This window comes from Nocardia africana NBRC 100379, assembly GCF_001612635.1.
Taxonomy (GTDB): domain Bacteria; phylum Actinomycetota; class Actinomycetes; order Mycobacteriales; family Mycobacteriaceae; genus Nocardia; species Nocardia africana.
The window spans coordinates 1-15,563 of sequence record NZ_BDAV01000023.1; the positions used below are offsets into that span (position 1 = coordinate 1).

Genomic DNA, 15,563 nt, shown 5'->3' on the forward strand with positions numbered 1-15,563 from the left:
GTGGTGGTGGTCTCGACGTCGATCGGTGAATCAGACGAGATGAGATCCAGGACCAGGCTTCGGGCGCAGAGCCTCGATGACCGCCGATCCGGCATCCCACGACCGGCGGGCCTGGCCAAGTAATCGCTCGTTTCGTTCCAGACCTGCACCTACGATGCTCTGCATCTCGGTGATGACGGCCTTGGAGATCGCGTCGAACTCGGCATAGGCAGCGTCGCAGCGCTGCCGGGCCTCCGCGATCTTTTCGGCGCTTCCATCCTTCTGCGCTCTGGTGAGTCTGCCCTTGGCCGCCGACCACCGCCGCCGCGCCGCGGTCTGCCGCTTGGCCGTAAGGGCGAATTTCGAGACCACACATCGGTCAATTTCGAACCACCGGCCGCGGTCGGCATCGGCGAATCCTGGCACCATGGTACCGCCGGGTGTCGTACCCGACCGACCTTCCGCCGCTGGTCTGTGCGCTGGAGGTGGCCGGCGGGTCGACTGGCCGGGGTGACCTCGGAATTCACCGATGCCCAACGCGGGGCGGCTCGAAATTCACCGATCAACGGTCTCGTGATCCACCGATAGAGCCAGCCGCTCGGCGAGATCGGACTGGCGTACCGCTGCAACCGTCCCTTCGGCATCGCTGACTGCTGTCAGGGACCAGAACTCGCCATGTTCCCGGTCGGCGGCATCGATCAGCGCGTCAACTTCGGGGATCCCGGTACGGGAATCGTCGTTCATCGTTCGTCCGATCTGGTTTCTCGTTCCAGCCGGTCAAGATCCAGCAGGGATGAGTTTCGCCCAGCGCTCATGCGCGGACTGCCGAGTCATTCCCGCGGCGCGGCCAATCGCCTCCCATGATGCGCCCTGCTCGCGCGCGGCCCGCACCGCATTGGTGAGTTCCTCCTGCGCCTGGGCGACCGCCTCAGCTGCGACCTCGATGGCGTAGCAGCCCTGGATCGGCGCGACATGCCGGTCCCAGTCCTCCATCAGCAGGTCTTCCACATCCTCCGGCAACATGGCGCGCTCATCGCCGCAGTAGATCCGGTATTGCGCGGGGTCGTGCTCGGCTTCGGTCGCTACCCGGCTCCATACCGGACCGCGCCAGCACTCGGGATAGCGGTATGTCGAGTTGTCGGTGCAGATCACCTGCCACGCAACGACATCAGCACCGCGCCGATACTCCCAGTTGTCCAAGCGCGTGCCGTCGGCTGCGGTGGTCGCGATCGGCCGGCCACCGCCCCAGCCCCCACCGGACATGCCGTCCGCGAAGATGTGCGCCACATGGCCCTCATGACGTCCGTCGTCGGTCTGTCTCCCCATGTCCCGCACCCTTTCGCGCCTGTCAGGAACTCCTTACATTCTATCCTGTGTCAGGAAATTCTGACAGCTGCGCACTGTCAGAATTTCAGTGAAGGCCGTTTCCCGACAGTTAGTTGCTGAGGACGCGGTAATCCGGACCGGATTCGTTTTGGTCGAACCAACCGGCGGGGGCCTGGTTTGGGTTGACCCGGCCGGGGGTCCGATGCTTCTCCGGCGTGCAGTTGTGCATCGGGCCGCGCTCCGCGTCGAAGAGAGCGCGCGCGTGAGCGTCGAAGTGATAGACCCACCAGCTCGACATCGTGTCTTCGCGGTTGGCCTTCTCCCACTCACGCCACAGGGCGTGCATGCGGAGGGCGACCATGCGGTGCCGGAACCACTCCGGGCACACGACTTGGCCTTTGCCGCCGCCCTCGAACTTCCCTTCGAGGGCCGGTGCGAGCCAGCTGTCGACCCATTCGCCGGCGTCGAGGTAGATATCGGGCTGCTTGTCGTCGGTGCTCTTGGCGGTGGTCACAGGATCTCCTTCGCGAGTGCAATATGGCCGTCGGGGCCGTATTTGGCCAGGGATGCGGTCACCGAACCGGCGTCGTGCCGGTCGGACCAAAATGCTTTCCGCACCAGGACCGGCGGGTTACCAGTGGTCATGACGATGGCGCGGTCTTTGGGGAGCTTGGCCAGCATGGAAACGGGCATGGCTGCCTCGCTGCTCCAGCCCTGGGAGTGGGCAACGCCGTGCGGATTGTGGGACGTCGACCAGCGAGACACGTCGATAAGCCCGATGGTTTCCGATATTTGCCCGAGGTAGTCGGTGTCTTTGACACCGCCGCCGTAGTAGTGGACGTTGGCGGCCGCGAGCATCTGCTCCCACCCCTCCTCCCCCCAGACCTGGATGGCTTGTGCGGGAGATTGGACATAGGTTTGACAGACGATGCCCTGAGATCCGAAGTGGCTGTACCACTTCGGCAGTTCCGGCAGCGGGCACACGTTGGCGGCTTCATCGAGCGCCGGTAGTAACGGCACGGCCAGTCGCCTGCCTGGGCTGACACGCGCTACCTTCAAGGCCTCGTCAAAGATCCGGCCGACCAGCGTGGTGACCAGCGCGGTGGCGGCGTCCGCTCCTTCCATGGACATCGCGTATAGCGTGTCGCGGGATACGACGAACGCCTGTGGATCGAACTCCGGCAGAGAGTGTGTCGGTGACCATTCCGCCAGATCGGTGTCATCGCCAGCGATGCGGCGGCGGCGCTGCGGCAGCACGGTGCGCGCGTAGTCGGGATCGGTCAGCACGTTGAGATTGCGGCGCGCAACATCGTAAAGGCCGTCGCGCTGTTTCGGGTAAAGCCCTTGTGCTGTGCGAAGTTTCGTCGCCGCGATGGTGTGACCACTGGCCGCGAGGAGCTTCCTGGCAAAATCGTTGGCTTCGTCGGACAACCACGCGTAAGCGTGCATGATGTCACCCTCGGCTATGGCAGCGGCGAGGAAGTAGATCGCGAGCAGTTCCGCCGCGCCACCGTCGAAGTATCCGTCGACGCGGGCACCGTCGATCTTTTCGGCGGCAATGAACCGTGACGCGAGCCGGCGGGCGTCTTTGAGGCTGGTGATGTTGCCCAGTGGGTTCCACCAGAAGTTCTGATGCGCTTCGCCGGTAACCCCTTGCAGATCCGACTCCCACACCCTGCTTCCGGGGATGAGCTCACGCGCGCCGCGGGTATGGTCACGCAGGTCGGACTTGTTCGACGTCGCGATGACCGGTCCAGGTGCATCAAGCACCGAAGGAATCGCCTGCCCGGCGGTCTTGCCGGTGCGCGGGCCCGCGACCACGACCATGGTGTCTTCATAGGATTGCAGGATTGGCGCATCCCCGGGAACCGTGGTGCCGACCATGAGCCCGATCGCGCCAGGCTCGGTCATATCGACCCCGGGCCGCAACCGCTTCGCCTTCTCAAGAGCGCTGCGGCCGGTCACCTCCGACAGCTCACGGTGATCAGCAATAGTCGTCGCGCGCTTGTCGATCTCGGACCGCCGCAAACGGCGCACCAGCGCCAAGACCGCAATACCGACGAGCGCGCTCTCAGCGATCACGGTGAAGACCGTCGCCAGTGGCGTCCACAAGGCACGGTAGCGGCGAAATCCGAACGCGACGAGCGGATTACCCGGGATAGTGTCGCCGGTGAATTGTGCTGCCAGCCACCAGGCGCCGTAGGCGACCAGCAACAGCACCAGCATGATGGCCGCCAGTACTCCCAGGGCGGTCCAACCCGAGACCCGATGACTTGGTGCCTGCGTTCTGCTCGTCACAGTTCCACCGCCACACTCGTGTCGCGCTGCATGCCTGCGGTTGCAGGCTGTATCTCCGGGCCCGGCTGCGGGCCTGGAGTGCTGGTCCCACGGTTGACCTCGCTGACAGAAATCAGTCGCCGGATCTCGGCGGACTCGGCCTGCTCTTTGTGACGCTCGACCACGTCGTCCATGTGTAGGACCGCCTCCCGGCCGGTTTGGCAATCGGCTACGGCCTCGACCAGCTCGCGCGCATCCATTCCTTGCTCGACCAGTGTGGCGAACCGGGCATCGGCCGACGTCCACTCCGCATCGGGGGAATCCAGCGCCGAATCCGCCACCGTTCCGCGCAGCCGATCGGTCAGCGACTTGCCTTCGTCAGGATCCGCGACGGCGGCGGCGGACTCAATTGTCCGTTCTTCCCGCGCCGCGGAGTTCCGGACGTACATGCCATCTGTGGTCTGCGTGTCGATGAGTCGATCGAGTTCTGAGGTATCGCCCACGAGGACCTCGCGGGCGTGGCTTCCGTCCCTGGGGCCGACGATGCCGCACCGTTCGAGTCTGTCCATCAGTTGCTCAGCCTCGCGGTAGCTGAGACGCATTTGACGCTGCAGCATCGACGTCGATCCGAACTGGGAATTGACCACCAGGTACGCGGCTCGGACGAGCTTCTCGTCGCCCCAATCCGGATGCATTTGAGGCTCTTGTGCTTTGGCGGCGATTTGGGCAGCAGTGGTCATCATGAACTGCTCTGCGACGTACTGCTCGGCCAGCTGTTCGCTGACGATGTCTCGGGTCTGGTTCGTCGCCTGTTCGGGTGTGATCCGGCCGGATTCGATGTCGTCGGCGAGCGTCTTGACCTCCGCCGGATCGATCCCGGCCTCTTGCATCCGCTCCGACCATGCCTCGGCCACGGCCTCCGCTTCGGCGCGCGTGGCCTCCGCCGCCGCCCATCGTGCGATGAGCGTCTCGCGGGTGTGTGTCTGTGCCAACTCTCGATTGTGTTGGGCCTGGTCGCGGGCGGTCGCGGCGGTCGCGGCTGCTTGTCGAGTCTGCCAGTGTGCCCGTGCGATCTGCTGAGCTCGCGATTCGCGTTGGCGGATTTGCGCGGCGAGCGCGCGGCGGGCAGCGAGCAGTGTTTGAGCTGCGATCTGCATGAGGGCGAAGTGTTCGGCCAGGATCTGTTCGTCTTCTTGCTGAGGATGCATCGTGTGTCTCCGTTTCGCGTCGGTGAGAGCGGGCCAGGGATGACGGCGGCTAGCTGCACATATCGAGGCGGCCGACGCCGTCGATGACTGCCGTTTCGAACAATTCGTGGTAGCGGCAGCGGATGGCCTCGGCGGTAGCGCGGGGATTGATGCGGTAGGCCTTGCGCAGCAGTTGCAGCGCCCACGCGCCCGTTGCGTCGCCGCTGGTGAATGCCAGGTCTGCGGCCAGCTCGTGCACGAGATCGAATATCTCGGCGCCGACCTCCGCGTATATGAACGCGTCTATCTCGTCGTCGCTCGGCACCGCGGCGGACCGCTTGGCCGGAAGCGCGAACACCGCGCGCTGCAGCTCGTGTTGGTACCGTCGCAGCCCGTTGTCGGCCTCGAGGGTCTCTGCGGTGATAGGCGGCTGAGCCTGGATTTCTCCGGCGAGATCGTGCCGCGCTACACCCCGGAGCGCGGCGGCTGGAAGCTCCCGGACAACCCAGTCGGTGACAATCTCGTCTGCTAACTCGCTGATCTGCATCATGTTTCGTCCTCCCAGCGATACGGATGGTTTGGTCAGCGAGGCGAGATCATCGACACGCGCCATTGGTCGGTTCCTGGTTGGCGGGCAGCCATCATGTAGGCGATCACTCTCCGATCGGGTTCGGTGGCGCCAGGCGCGCTGATTCGCTGCGTGATCTCGACGACTCGCTGGTGTTTGCTGCCGGTGTCGGCCGGGTGGTCGTCGCCCGTGATGCGAGAAGAGGCCGTGATGGTGGCGTTGTCGGCCGCCCACCGCGCCCAGCTCGCGCCGGTGACGCGGGCGAGGCCTGCGGCGCTCGCGCCCACCTGTTGGATGTAGGTCGGATCCAGCAGCGGCCGGGCACGGTCGAAACCCGCTGCGGCGCTGGCATCTTGGGCGGGCCGCCAGCTGTAGAGCTGGTTGGCGGTCCAGAGCATGACCTGGTCCGGGTCACGATCGTCCACACCCGCCGGCGCGGGCGACGGTGTCGCCGACGTCGCGGGAGGGGGCGTCGGCTCGTTGTGGCTGCCGCACCCGCCCGCCGCGATCACTATCGCGGTAGCAATCGTGGCGGCGTACGCGGCCGCGCGCGGCCGGTGGATGTGCTGGATCATGGTGTGGCTCCTGCGTTTATGGGGGTGTTGGGGTCGGTGGTGGCCGAACTTCCGGAGCCGTAGCGGCGGATGTCCCATCGCTCGCCGTCGAATGCGCTGATCGGCGAGTATTTGACGACGTCCCCGGTTTCTGGGGCGTGCAGGAGCTTGCCGTCTCCGGCGTAGATGCCGACATGGTGCGAGTCGGACTCACCGGGCGAGGTGAAGAACACGACGTCGCCCGGCGCCATCTGGTCGCGGGTGATGACCTGCGCTCTCGGATCGTCCTGCTGAGATTGGGTGTAGTGCGGCAGCACAATTGTTCCGTTGGAGGCCTGCGCCACCGCGTAGAGCACCAGGCCGGAGCAATCGAATCCGCCTGCGGTCGGGCCGGTCTGGTCGCCGCCGCCCCATACGTAGTCGGTGCCGAGCCATTTCTGGGCCGCCGCGAGCACGCGTGCGTTGAAGTCACCTGGTGGGGGCTGGGTTCCGGTTCCCGGCGCGCATGTCGCAGGCCCGGACGGCGCCGCGGGTGCCGGGCCGCCGCCGGATCCCTTGAATGCGGCATAGAGCTGTGCGGCCATGTCGGAGTGCGCTGCGTAGAGTCCTCGCAGATCACCGCGCGGGTTTTCCACGATTGCGGCCAGCTGGGCAGGGTCCTGCGTCTGCCAGCCGTCGATGCCGTTGAGGGTGTCGTAGAACCAGTTCGCCTGATAGGTGGGGTCCATCAACGCGGCGATGCCGTCTTTGCCGTGGATCGAGGCTCTCATCTGCCACGGGCCGACCGAGTCGTAGTCGGAGCCGACGGCGTCGTGTGGGAGCGAAAGGCTTTCGGGCACATTGGAATTGGCGTAGTTCTGAAACGTCGATTCCTGGGCTGCGGCCATCAGCGCCGCCATGATCCCGGTTTCGGAAATGCCGCGCTGCTCACCGACCTGAACGGTGAGCTTCGCGATCTGCAGCTGGTTCTGATTCAGGCCCGCCATGGTCACGCCGTCCACGCTCGGTAGGCCTTGCCCGAGCACCGGCCCGCCGGGCGCGCACGCGGTGTCGTCGTCGAGGGCGAACAGCACGACGAACAACACCGACGACATGGCCACGGCGAGCCCGACCAGCGCGGCTACGATCTTGTTCACCCGGCCCGCCCGATGTCGGTGTACTCCTGCAGCCGCGCGTGGCCGCCGGCGGCCGTCAGCTTCTGGATCACGGCTCGCGTCTGGGCGAGCTCGTCGGTCAGCTCCCGCACCCGAGCTTGCAGGGCCGCCACCGTGGTCGGCATCTCTTGTTCTTCCGCCGCTCGGACCCAGTTGCAGATCGTGTTCCAGTGCACGCCGAAGGTTGGCGCGAGTGTGCGGGCCGCCGCGGTCCGAGTCCTGCCCTGGGCTATGAGCCCCTGCGCAGCCGCGACCGCCAGTGCTCGCAGCTCAGCGTCGACCTCGCCGTATTGACGGAAGCCGCCCCGCATGGAGGTGGTCACGATGCTGCCTCCTGTTCGTCGTCGACGTCGCGGCGGCCGAACCTCTCGAACATGCGGCTGGTCTCGTGGATCCCGTACCGCTGCTCTGCCTCGGCAAGGCGCACCCGGAAGGGAATGCCGGGGCTGCGGTCCTCACCGATCTTCAGCAGGAACTTGCCCAGCCCGGGCGGCAGCGGCCGCGGGCCGCTGCGGCGAGCCGACTCGCCTGTAAGGGCTTGCGGAGCCGACCAACTCGTCACCATCGCCGCCTCGGCCTCGGTGAACGGGACGATCGAATCGAGGCGGCGAATCTCTTCCGGAGGCAGGGCGCCGAACACCTTGGCGCGCGCACGTTCGAGAAAACCGAGGGCCCGCGACGCCGCCGCGGAATCGAGTGCCTGCAGGTCTTTGATCGTGTGGCTGATCATGATCAGCTCTGTGGCGAGTCCACGCTGCAGCCGGGTGAGTTCATCGACACGCTCGATCATGAAGTCGCCGAGACCGAGAACCTGCCACAGTTCGTCCATCACGACCTGGAAATAACGCTGCTTTTCGACGCCGACCTCCGCGAGGAGGTTCAGCGACTCCACCGCACCGAATCCGGCCGACCAGCTGGCCAGCATGACCGCCGCTTTCAGCTTCTTGTCGTTTTTCGGGATGTGGGAGACGTCGACGCAGATGGCGACCGAGTCCAGATCCAACGGGGTCGTCGTGTGCCCGTTGAACACCTGCCCGAAGTTGCCTCGAGTCAGCGCCCGAAGCGACCGCCGCAGGTGAATGGTGGCGCTCTGGTATTCGTCCTCGGTGTACGCGCCAGCGTCCTCGTGCAGCTCGGCGCCTCCTGCCGAGATGACGTCGGCCAGGTCCTGCATGATCGGTGGCGATTCCAGGGTGAAGCCGTGGCCACCAGAATGTTTCGGCGTGAACAGCAGGCGCAAGGTTGTGGAGATGAGTGTCTCTTCGAAGTCGGCGACCTTCCGGCCCCGCGACAGTTCCACCAGGCCGGCGATGAGGGTGGTTTGGCGGGCCCGCAGTTCGGTTCGCAGGCTTTCGGCGGCCTCCGGCATCTGCAACTGATCCAATCGCCGCAGCGCCAGGGCCATCACGCCCCCGTCGAGGGGGTTGAGTTTGCCGTGGCCGTACCCGAGGTCGACGATTTGACCGCCGACGGCCGCGACGGTGTCGCGGTAATCCGGCTTCACATCGGCCAGAATCAGCGGTGTGATTCCCTGTGCGACGGCGCCCAGTACGAGCCGCCGAACAAGGGACGACTTCCCAAAGCCGTTGAGGCCCAGCACGAACAGGCTCGGGGCCGTGATGATGCCGCGAGTGAAGTAGTTCATGGGAGCGAAGCAGACCGGCTCACCGGTATCGAGGTGAGGACCGAGCGGGGTGCCGATCAGCGGCGCGCTCGCACCCACGCACCACGGCCACAGGCCCGCGACCTGCGCTGTGGTGCCGCGATACTCGGCAGGCCGTCCGACCGAGCGCGACCGTCCGCCGCCGGGGCCGACGATCCCGCTTTTGGTCACCCGCACCACCGAGGCCTGCCCGCCGCTGGACTCGTCGGCGCGGATCCGCTGCGCCAGCCGCCGATTGTCGTCGACGTGCAGACGGAGCCGGGCAGGGGCGGCGAGGAGCGGGTTGCTGTTCGCGACTCGACGTTCCAGCTTGGCGCGTGCGTCCGGAGCCAGCACCTTCTGCCCCAGTCCCGGTTTGTCGCGGCTCGAGGCAATCGGCTCATTCGACACGACGCGGCGGCTCATTCGGCCACCGTCCGCGGGATCGTCGCCATCTCCGGCAGCAGGACGCCCATTCCGAGGCTCGCCGCGAACGCGGCAGCCTGATACCGGTAGCTGCGACGGATTTTCAGCCGTGATTGGGTCGACAACGCTTTGATCAGAGCGTCGATGCGGGGGAGCTCCGCCTTTTCCGGCTCGGTGATGGTGATCAGGACGCCGAACCGGGTAACACCGTGGCCACGGGCCTGTTCTTCACGCGCCTGCCCGGTAGCCTCCACCCGCAAAGCCGCTTGCGCGGAGCCGATTCCGCGTGCGGTGTCATTGGCGATCAAGGAATCACGGTGATCGTCGTCGACGATCTTGGTAGCGGCATCGGCCGAATGCGGCCGGTAGACGATGGTGACTCGTTTGCGCGGGAGGTCGCTATTGGGTTTGAGTAGCGGCTCGAGGACGCGTTCGCGCACGACACCCTGGGGTGCGCCTGTCATTTCCCAGCTCACCGAGTTCACGCCGTCGTGCCACAGACGATCGGCATGCTCGTGATACGACACCGGTCCAGCCTCGGACCATTCGATGCCGTGCGGCTGGTCGCCTTCATGGGCGGCCTCGAGATCTGCTTCGGCGGCAGGATCCCACGCGCGGCGTACGATCGCGATGATCTCCTGGTCATCCATCGGCCGGGCACCAACCCCCGCATCGCCGAGAGCAGCAACGATCGCGGGCAGGCGGTGGGCAATTTCGACGGCTTGCTCGGCAGGATCCTTGCGTCGCTCGGCCGTCATTGCGCGAAACGTGATGCTGCACCAGATTTCCTGGCGAACGCTGTTGTGAGGCAATGCGTCTGCGAGTTCGAACATCACTTCCCGCGCCATGGCCGGCGCGGTGGGCGAGGTGATCGCTTCGATCTCGGTGGCGAGCCGGTTTCCCGTTTCCGGGACTGTGTCGACGACCACCGTGATCGCTTCGACGTCGGCAGCGCCGCCGAGGCTTGCCAACATCTGCCCCCAGCTGCCGACCCAGGAATCGATCATTTCCTGATCCACGGCGCGAGCACCTTGCGGGAAGCAGCGCAGGGCAACGGTGTACAGGTTGTGCTCGGGAATGTGGACCATGCCGAACTCGTAGCCAGCCGAGTCGCGGAATTTGTAGAGCTGTGACGTTGCCATCAGGCCCGGCAGCGAGCAGCTGCCGCGCCGGGAGAAGACGCCGCCCGCGTTGATGTGTTCACGACGAAGGACGGTGCGGAACCACTGCATCATGAGAATTCCTCGCTCGTATCCGGTGCGGCCGTCCACGCGCCAGGCCATTGGTGCCAACACGACAAGCTCGACGGCGGCCACGATCAGGCCGACCAGAAAGCCAGCGACCAGGCCGATCACCATGGCGATGACGATCGCCCCGAAGGCCGCCATGGTCACTGCCCACCCGAAGCCCCACAGGCCTTCACTCCGGGGGCGTGTCCACAGCCCGTAGGTACGTTCGATCGGCTGAGCTGGAGCGTGCGTTGTCATCGCGGAACCGCCTTACTGCTACTAGTGCCTGTGGGACGTGCCGATGTGGTGGAGGGTGTTCCTTGACCGGCGGCGTCGTTGATCACTGAGTTCGCCCCGCGCAGACCGGCACCGGCCACCTGTGCTCCGGCTGCAGCGGCCGCGCCCACCGGGCCGCCTGCCTTCCCCGCGGCCGCTGCTCCGCCGCCTCCGCCGGTCCGGCCGCCGCCCGAGGGTCCGCTCGGGCCGGACGGTCCGCTCGGGCCCCGGCCGCCGCCTCCAGCGGCACCCGTCGGCGGGTTGCCGCCACCGCCGCCGTTACCGGCCCGGACCACACCCCCACCACGGGAATCGGCTGCGCCGGTGGCCATGCGGCTGAACGCTCCTCCGACGTTTGCGCCACCAGCCATCAGTCCGCCGACAACCATCGCGCTGGACCCGCCGCCACTGAGAGAGCTGACCGGTGAGAGCAGCCGCATCAGCGCAGGCAGCACGAACGCCACGCTGCACAGCAGCGCGATCCCGACCAGCATCCGAACGGCGGTGTCGGTGTCGGGCTTGGTGTTCGGGTCGATCTGATTGGTGCCGGCGACGGTGAACGCGACCATGTAGGCGATCGCGGCGATCGGCTTGTACAGCACGAACGCAACGCTCCACATCAGCAGCTTTTCGAAAAATTGTTGCCCGGTCCGGCCCCCGCTGGCTGATGCGGCGAGCGGGAGGATGCCCGCGACCACGCACAGCAGTCCCTGCCGCACGATTGCCAGCACGATCTGCAGCAGCGCCGACAACAGCCCGACGATCGCGAAGATCAGCACCAGGCCCGGCGAAAATGCCGACAGCGCTTGGGTTTCGATCATCGCTTCTGCGATGCCCTTGGCGTTGCCGCCGGTTGCGTCGTCGATCACCCACGACGCGAATGCATCCGAGGCATGAGTGCCGAGGACCAGCACGGTGCTCCAGCCGCCGGAGATGATGACCGTGCGCAGCAGCACCCTGTAGGCGTCGACAGCTTCGGATGCCGCTGCGTTGCGCCGCGCGGCCGCTAATCTCACCCCGCACCACATGAGGCTGAAAGCGAGGATGATGATCTGGATATCGGAGGTGTAGTCACGCACCTTGGCGATCAGGCCGTCCAGATCGTCGACCGCGGAGTTGGGGACCTTGGCCCAGAAGGTGAGGCCGAGGCTGACCGCCTGGCCCAATCCGTTGAGCAGGGAATCGACTACCTTGCCGAAGGTGGAGTCCCAGGCCTTGTCCTTGACGGCCTGTGCGGCGTCGCCCGGGTGTGTTGCGGCGTTGCCCGCCTTGCATGCGCCGCCGACAGCGTTGCCCAGGTTGAACGGAGTCCCCGGGATCCCGACGTTGTCGAGGTCGTCGTGGATCTCTTCGCACGTGTCGTTGAATCCGTATGTGCCACCGCCGGAATCGGCGGGCTGCGCGGATGCGACGGCAGCCGGGCCGAACACGGCGGCCACGACGGTCATGGCGATCAGCAGAAGGCGGCCCCGATGCGCGACCGCGCGCAGGACGGCGGTACCGGTGCTCACCATGCGGTCCACCCCCCGATGGAGGTCACCGTCTGCTGAGGGATCATCTTGTCGGCCGGAAGTCGCAGCTTCCATTCGTTTTGGTCCCAAACCATGGCCAGGGTGAGACCGGTCCACCGCGGGGCACCGGTGTCGGAGCCCTGGCGCACCGCCAGGGCGACTTGGCACATGTCGTCGGACCATGAGGTGATCCGGAAGGCGTCCGGCGCCACCATGTAGCGGGTCACCTGTTCCGGTTGGGTGTCCGGTGCTTTACCTTGGGCTTTCAGCCGGTCGAATTGCGCGAAGTCGGCCGCGCTCATGACCACCATGTGCTCGCGCAGCGGGCGATCGCCGAGGCGGGCGCGGGTCTGCCACATCACGAAGGCGGCCGCCAGCGCTGCGCCCTGCGGGGTGTGTGCGTAGCCGACAGGCACACCGTCCTGGATGTGGGTCGGGCCGTCGGAGGTCGAGAACGGCACGACTGCGCCGTGCACCCGCTGCCAGCCGCCCTTGGCATCGGGGCCGCGGGTGCCGGCGGGGGCGGCAGTGAGCCACTGCGGGTCATCCGGACGTCGCTGCGGGGCAGTCTGTTCCAGGGGCTGGCCGGCGGGGTTGGCGGGCACGTCGACACGGCGGCCGAACGGGTCCACGTCGGGTGTGGTGAAGCCGGTGGCCGAGCTCGCCGGAGCTGTGGTGGGCGCGGCCGTGGTCGGCGAGCTCGTTTTCGCGGCCTCCGGATCCGATCCGCTGTGGCGGCCGATCAAAACGATCGCTCCGGTTACGACGATCAAGACGATGGCCACCAAGGCCGCTGCGAACGTCGCCGGTCGCCGCAGACTGCCCCGGCTGTCGGTGTTTTCAGGTTCGGACGTCACGACCGGGCCTCCACCTTCACCATGGCGGCCGGGACTTGCAGGACCGCGTGCTTGGTGGGCGTCTTGTCGGCAGGGTCAGGCAGCTGCAGACGCCAGTCGCCACCGATCCAGGTCACGACCGTGTCCGTCGCGAGCAGGCTGCCGTCGGGGTAGCTGGTGTAGAGGGTGATCGCGGCGCGGTCTTTGGTCCAGGAGGTGATCTGATAGCCGATATAGCGTTGAACCGCGGAGGGGTCGACCGCCTTGACCGAGAACAGAGCCCGTGTGGTGACCCAGGCGTCTTTTCCCGGATTGGCTACGAGGACCCTCGCAGCGACGGTGTACCAGGTGCTATCCGGCGCGTTCGTGGACCGGTAGGCGTGCTGCATGGCGGCCAGAGCTGCACCCTGCGGGGTGTCAGAAAATCCTGTCGCAGCATCGTTTTCGACATGTTTCGGGCCGTCGTCGCCGTAGGGCAGCAGCGCTTCTTGCCATTTCTCCCAATGCAGTCCGGATGGTGGGCGATTCGGGTCCGCCGTCGGCGCACCGGCTGGGCGGGTGTCATGGTCGCTGCCGCCACAACCGGACAGCAGGGCGGCCGCCGCGAGCAGAGCGCCGATCGCGCGTGCTGTGCGTGGCATGTCAATCTCCTTGTGAGAGCGAAGATTCGAAAGCGGGCGTCGTCTACTGCTGGATCGAGTTGATTACGGCTGTAGCGATGCCGAGCGACGAGGAGCAGATGATGGAGCCGAGCAGCGGTCGCCCGAGCGAGTCCATCGCTGCTTCGAATCCGCCGCCGTTGCGCCAGGCGGCATGAAACCGACCGGCGGCGATGAGGAACCAGCCGAGGCACAGCATCAGCGCCGTCCACAACGCGAAGCTCGCGATCGTGAGCAGTGGCTGATACACCTCGGGCGGCAGCGGCTTGGCGATGGTGGTGATCATGAGGAGGCGCCTACAGTGCGGCGAGGACGCCGTTGAACAGACCGCTCGCTGACGCGGCGACGATGCCGCCGATCAGCGCGCCGACGACCATTTTCGGCGCGGTGTGGACGCCTCCGTTGAACTTCTCCCAGGCCAGGACGCCGCCGCCGATGATGATGGCCAGGATTCCGGCGATGAACACGCCCCAGAGCGCGTATTGCAGGATCTTCACGACGCCCTTGCTTCCGGGAGGGGCGTCAGGCGTGATCGTGTCGACCTGAGCGAGCACGTGGGTTGCCTGGAGTGCGACATCGTGGATCATTTGAGGTCTCCTTCGGAGGTGGGCCGCATAGCAGCGGTGACGGTTTTGATCAGTGATTCGCCGACGTTCCGCACAGCTGCGAGCGGGTCGGGGCCTTTGGTGGGGGCAATGCTCCCGGGAGTCCAGACGGGAAGCTCTTTCATCTCGGTCAGCGGCCATGTGGGCTGCCACTCGATGCGCCAGCGGCCGTCTTCGGGGACCAGGTCCCACATGACATCGAGGTACTGCCGGATCTGCTTAGGCTGGCGGCCGGATTGATAGGCGCAGGTGACGAGGCCCAGCAGCACCGAGCGATCTCCTGCTAGTCCGCTGTGCCACTGGCGGAGCAGGTGGTGGGCTCGGGAGAGACCTTCGATAGTTTCGCGGGCGACCAGCACGATGAACGGCGATTCGCCACCGAGGACTGCGGGCCACTGGCGGCCGCAGTCGGCCGTCGGCGCCAGCATTCGCGACAGGGTCGACACCCCGGCTCCTCCGTGCGCTCCCATCAGCCACACCAGCGGAGGCCGTGATTCCTCATGCGGCACTGGACGATCCCAGATCGGTGCGCGCTGGTTCATCGGCGGAGCCACCGCGTGGGCTACTGACAAGTGCCGTCCCCGCGGAGGCAGCGGCCTCAACGGAATATGCGACATCACACCGTTTTCCGACGGTCGTGGGGTGTGGGGTGGTGCCGCATCGGCGCGCACACGACCGTGGTTGAGCAGGCCGGTCATTGCGCTCCCCCGATGCCGTTGATGAGGTAGTCGCCATTTGCCTGCCGAGCCACAGTGACGAGCTGGCGGTAGGTATGCACGGACTGGTCGGGGCGGTTTTCCACGATCACGACCGACCAGTGCTCGTCACTGCTGGGCGAGATTTGGACGCAGTAGTGGGTGCCCTGGGGCACGGTCGCGATTCCGGCGTCGATCACCTCCGCGGGCGACACCGAGGCGTCGGGAGTGACGAAGGCCCGCGCCGCAGCTCCGGATCTGTCGTGGTAGTAGGCGTTCTGGAACGCGAGGATCACGTTCTCCGCAGTGCGTTTGTTCCCTGTCCCGTTGCCTCGCACCGTGTTCGGGGTCCGGACCGCGTCGCATCCGGGACCACCGCCGAGCACCGGGTCGGCGGCACTGGTGGCCACCTGGCTAGGTACTGCCGGGCGGGCCGGTGCTGGTGCCGAGTCGTGTCCCATCACAGCGAAGCCGCCCGCTGCGACCGCACCAGCTGCAAGGACGCCGCCTGCCACCGCCACAACAGCCGGGCCACGCCGGCGACGGCGCGCCTCGGGTGTCGACGGCGGAACAACGTGCTCAGCGATGATCGGCTGATCACCCGCCACAGTGGCCGGTGCGGGCGTGGCAGGACCGGCG

The 15,563-nt window shown here is 66.5% G+C and carries 19 protein-coding genes; all 19 read right to left on the bottom strand.

All coding sequences use genetic code 11. The features are described 5' to 3' along the window. Window positions 1-30 precede the first annotated feature (30 nt). Window positions 31-351 carry a hypothetical protein gene (locus NA3_RS31775; RefSeq protein ID WP_128145834.1) on the bottom strand — a complete coding sequence of 107 codons (321 nt, stop codon included), beginning with the start codon at window positions 349-351 and terminating at the stop codon, window positions 31-33. A 183-nt stretch (window positions 352-534) separates the two neighbouring features. Continuing rightward, window positions 535-723: a hypothetical protein gene (locus NA3_RS31780; RefSeq protein WP_062968028.1), complete on the bottom strand. Its 189-nt coding sequence runs from the start codon at window positions 721-723 to the stop codon at window positions 535-537. Window positions 724-756: 33 nt separating this feature from the next. Continuing rightward, window positions 757-1,305 (bottom strand): hypothetical protein, encoded by a 549-nt coding sequence (locus tag NA3_RS31785; protein WP_128145833.1) that lies wholly within the window; start codon window positions 1,303-1,305, stop codon window positions 757-759. 109 nt (window positions 1,306-1,414) lie between these two features. Further along, a complete protein-coding gene (locus NA3_RS31790) occupies window positions 1,415-1,819 on the bottom strand; it encodes a DUF4913 domain-containing protein (protein ID WP_062968032.1) in 405 nt (134 codons plus the stop codon). Next, entirely contained in the window at window positions 1,816-3,531 is a 1,716-nt protein-coding gene (locus NA3_RS31795) for a type IV secretory system conjugative DNA transfer family protein (protein ID WP_062968034.1), read from the bottom strand. Before NA3_RS31795 ends, NA3_RS31790 begins: the two co-directional genes overlap by 4 nt. Window positions 3,532-3,599: 68 nt before the next feature. Further along, window positions 3,600-4,790, bottom strand: coding sequence for a DNA translocase FtsK (locus tag NA3_RS31800; protein ID WP_062968036.1), 1,191 nt, complete (start codon window positions 4,788-4,790; stop codon window positions 3,600-3,602). Window positions 4,791-4,839: 49 nt separating this feature from the next. Beyond that, the gene (locus NA3_RS31805) at window positions 4,840-5,382 is read right to left on the bottom strand and encodes a hypothetical protein (RefSeq protein WP_062968038.1); all 543 of its coding nucleotides are present in this window, start codon (window positions 5,380-5,382) and stop codon (window positions 4,840-4,842) included. After that, window positions 5,352-5,912, bottom strand: a complete 561-nt coding sequence (locus tag NA3_RS31810) for a hypothetical protein (RefSeq protein ID WP_062968040.1) — start codon at window positions 5,910-5,912, stop codon at window positions 5,352-5,354. Before NA3_RS31810 ends, NA3_RS31805 begins: the two co-directional genes overlap by 31 nt. After that, entirely contained in the window at window positions 5,909-7,027 is a 1,119-nt protein-coding gene (locus NA3_RS31815; RefSeq protein ID WP_063917841.1) for a C40 family peptidase, read from the bottom strand. Before NA3_RS31815 ends, NA3_RS31810 begins: the two co-directional genes overlap by 4 nt. Further along, entirely contained in the window at window positions 7,024-7,368 is a 345-nt protein-coding gene (locus NA3_RS31820; protein WP_062968042.1) for a hypothetical protein, read from the bottom strand. The genes NA3_RS31815 and NA3_RS31820 overlap by 4 nt, the downstream gene beginning before the upstream one ends. Beyond that, window positions 7,365-9,113, bottom strand: a complete 1,749-nt coding sequence (locus tag NA3_RS31825) for a putative type IV secretion/conjugal transfer ATPase (protein WP_227995672.1) — start codon at window positions 9,111-9,113, stop codon at window positions 7,365-7,367. Before NA3_RS31825 ends, NA3_RS31820 begins: the two co-directional genes overlap by 4 nt. After that, window positions 9,110-10,600: an SCO6880 family protein gene (locus NA3_RS31830; RefSeq protein WP_062968044.1), complete on the bottom strand. Its 1,491-nt coding sequence runs from the start codon at window positions 10,598-10,600 to the stop codon at window positions 9,110-9,112. The genes NA3_RS31825 and NA3_RS31830 overlap by 4 nt, the downstream gene beginning before the upstream one ends. After that, window positions 10,597-12,132, bottom strand: coding sequence for a hypothetical protein (locus NA3_RS31835; RefSeq protein WP_174561130.1), 1,536 nt, complete (start codon window positions 12,130-12,132; stop codon window positions 10,597-10,599). The genes NA3_RS31830 and NA3_RS31835 overlap by 4 nt, the downstream gene beginning before the upstream one ends. Continuing rightward, a complete protein-coding gene (locus tag NA3_RS31840; protein ID WP_062968046.1) occupies window positions 12,126-12,986 on the bottom strand; it encodes a DUF8175 domain-containg protein in 861 nt (286 codons plus the stop codon). The genes NA3_RS31835 and NA3_RS31840 overlap by 7 nt, the downstream gene beginning before the upstream one ends. Then, the gene (locus NA3_RS31845) at window positions 12,983-13,606 is read right to left on the bottom strand and encodes a DUF8175 domain-containg protein (RefSeq protein ID WP_062968048.1); all 624 of its coding nucleotides are present in this window, start codon (window positions 13,604-13,606) and stop codon (window positions 12,983-12,985) included. The genes NA3_RS31840 and NA3_RS31845 overlap by 4 nt, the downstream gene beginning before the upstream one ends. A 43-nt stretch (window positions 13,607-13,649) precedes the next feature. After that, a complete protein-coding gene (locus NA3_RS31850) occupies window positions 13,650-13,910 on the bottom strand; it encodes a hypothetical protein (protein ID WP_062968050.1) in 261 nt (86 codons plus the stop codon). A 10-nt stretch (window positions 13,911-13,920) separates the two neighbouring features. Then, a complete protein-coding gene (locus NA3_RS31855; RefSeq protein WP_062968052.1) occupies window positions 13,921-14,211 on the bottom strand; it encodes a hypothetical protein in 291 nt (96 codons plus the stop codon). Then, window positions 14,208-14,675, bottom strand: a complete 468-nt coding sequence (locus tag NA3_RS31860) for a hypothetical protein (protein WP_227995670.1) — start codon at window positions 14,673-14,675, stop codon at window positions 14,208-14,210. The genes NA3_RS31855 and NA3_RS31860 overlap by 4 nt, the downstream gene beginning before the upstream one ends. 248 nt (window positions 14,676-14,923) lie before the next feature. Further along, entirely contained in the window at window positions 14,924-15,334 is a 411-nt protein-coding gene (locus tag NA3_RS31865) for a DUF8176 domain-containing protein (protein WP_062968056.1), read from the bottom strand. Window positions 15,335-15,563: the final 229 nt, after the last annotated feature.

Bases quoted from the DNA above. Each gene is read 5' to 3' on its own strand.
- NA3_RS31780 (WP_062968028.1), bottom strand. From the start codon at position 723: ATGAACGACGATTCCCGTACCGGGATCCCCGAAGTTGACGCGCTGATC.
- NA3_RS31785 (WP_128145833.1), bottom strand. From the start codon at position 1,305: ATGGGGAGACAGACCGACGACGGACGTCATGAGGGCCATGTGGCGCAC.
- NA3_RS31795 (WP_062968034.1), bottom strand. From the start codon at position 3,531: ATGCTGGTGCTGTTGCTGGTCGCCTACGGCGCCTGGTGGCTGGCAGCA.
- NA3_RS31800 (WP_062968036.1), bottom strand. From the start codon at position 4,790: ATGCATCCTCAGCAAGAAGACGAACAGATCCTGGCCGAACACTTCGCC.
- NA3_RS31805 (WP_062968038.1), bottom strand. From the start codon at position 5,382: ATGGCGCGTGTCGATGATCTCGCCTCGCTGACCAAACCATCCGTATCG.
- NA3_RS31810 (WP_062968040.1), bottom strand. From the start codon at position 5,912: ATGATCCAGCACATCCACCGGCCGCGCGCGGCCGCGTACGCCGCCACG.
- NA3_RS31825 (WP_227995672.1), bottom strand. From the start codon at position 9,113: ATGAGCCGCCGCGTCGTGTCGAATGAGCCGATTGCCTCGAGCCGCGAC.
- NA3_RS31830 (WP_062968044.1), bottom strand. From the start codon at position 10,600: ATGACAACGCACGCTCCAGCTCAGCCGATCGAACGTACCTACGGGCTG.
- NA3_RS31835 (WP_174561130.1), bottom strand. From the start codon at position 12,132: ATGGTGAGCACCGGTACCGCCGTCCTGCGCGCGGTCGCGCATCGGGGC.
- NA3_RS31845 (WP_062968048.1), bottom strand. From the start codon at position 13,606: ATGCCACGCACAGCACGCGCGATCGGCGCTCTGCTCGCGGCGGCCGCC.
- NA3_RS31850 (WP_062968050.1), bottom strand. From the start codon at position 13,910: ATGATCACCACCATCGCCAAGCCGCTGCCGCCCGAGGTGTATCAGCCA.
- NA3_RS31855 (WP_062968052.1), bottom strand. From the start codon at position 14,211: ATGATCCACGATGTCGCACTCCAGGCAACCCACGTGCTCGCTCAGGTC.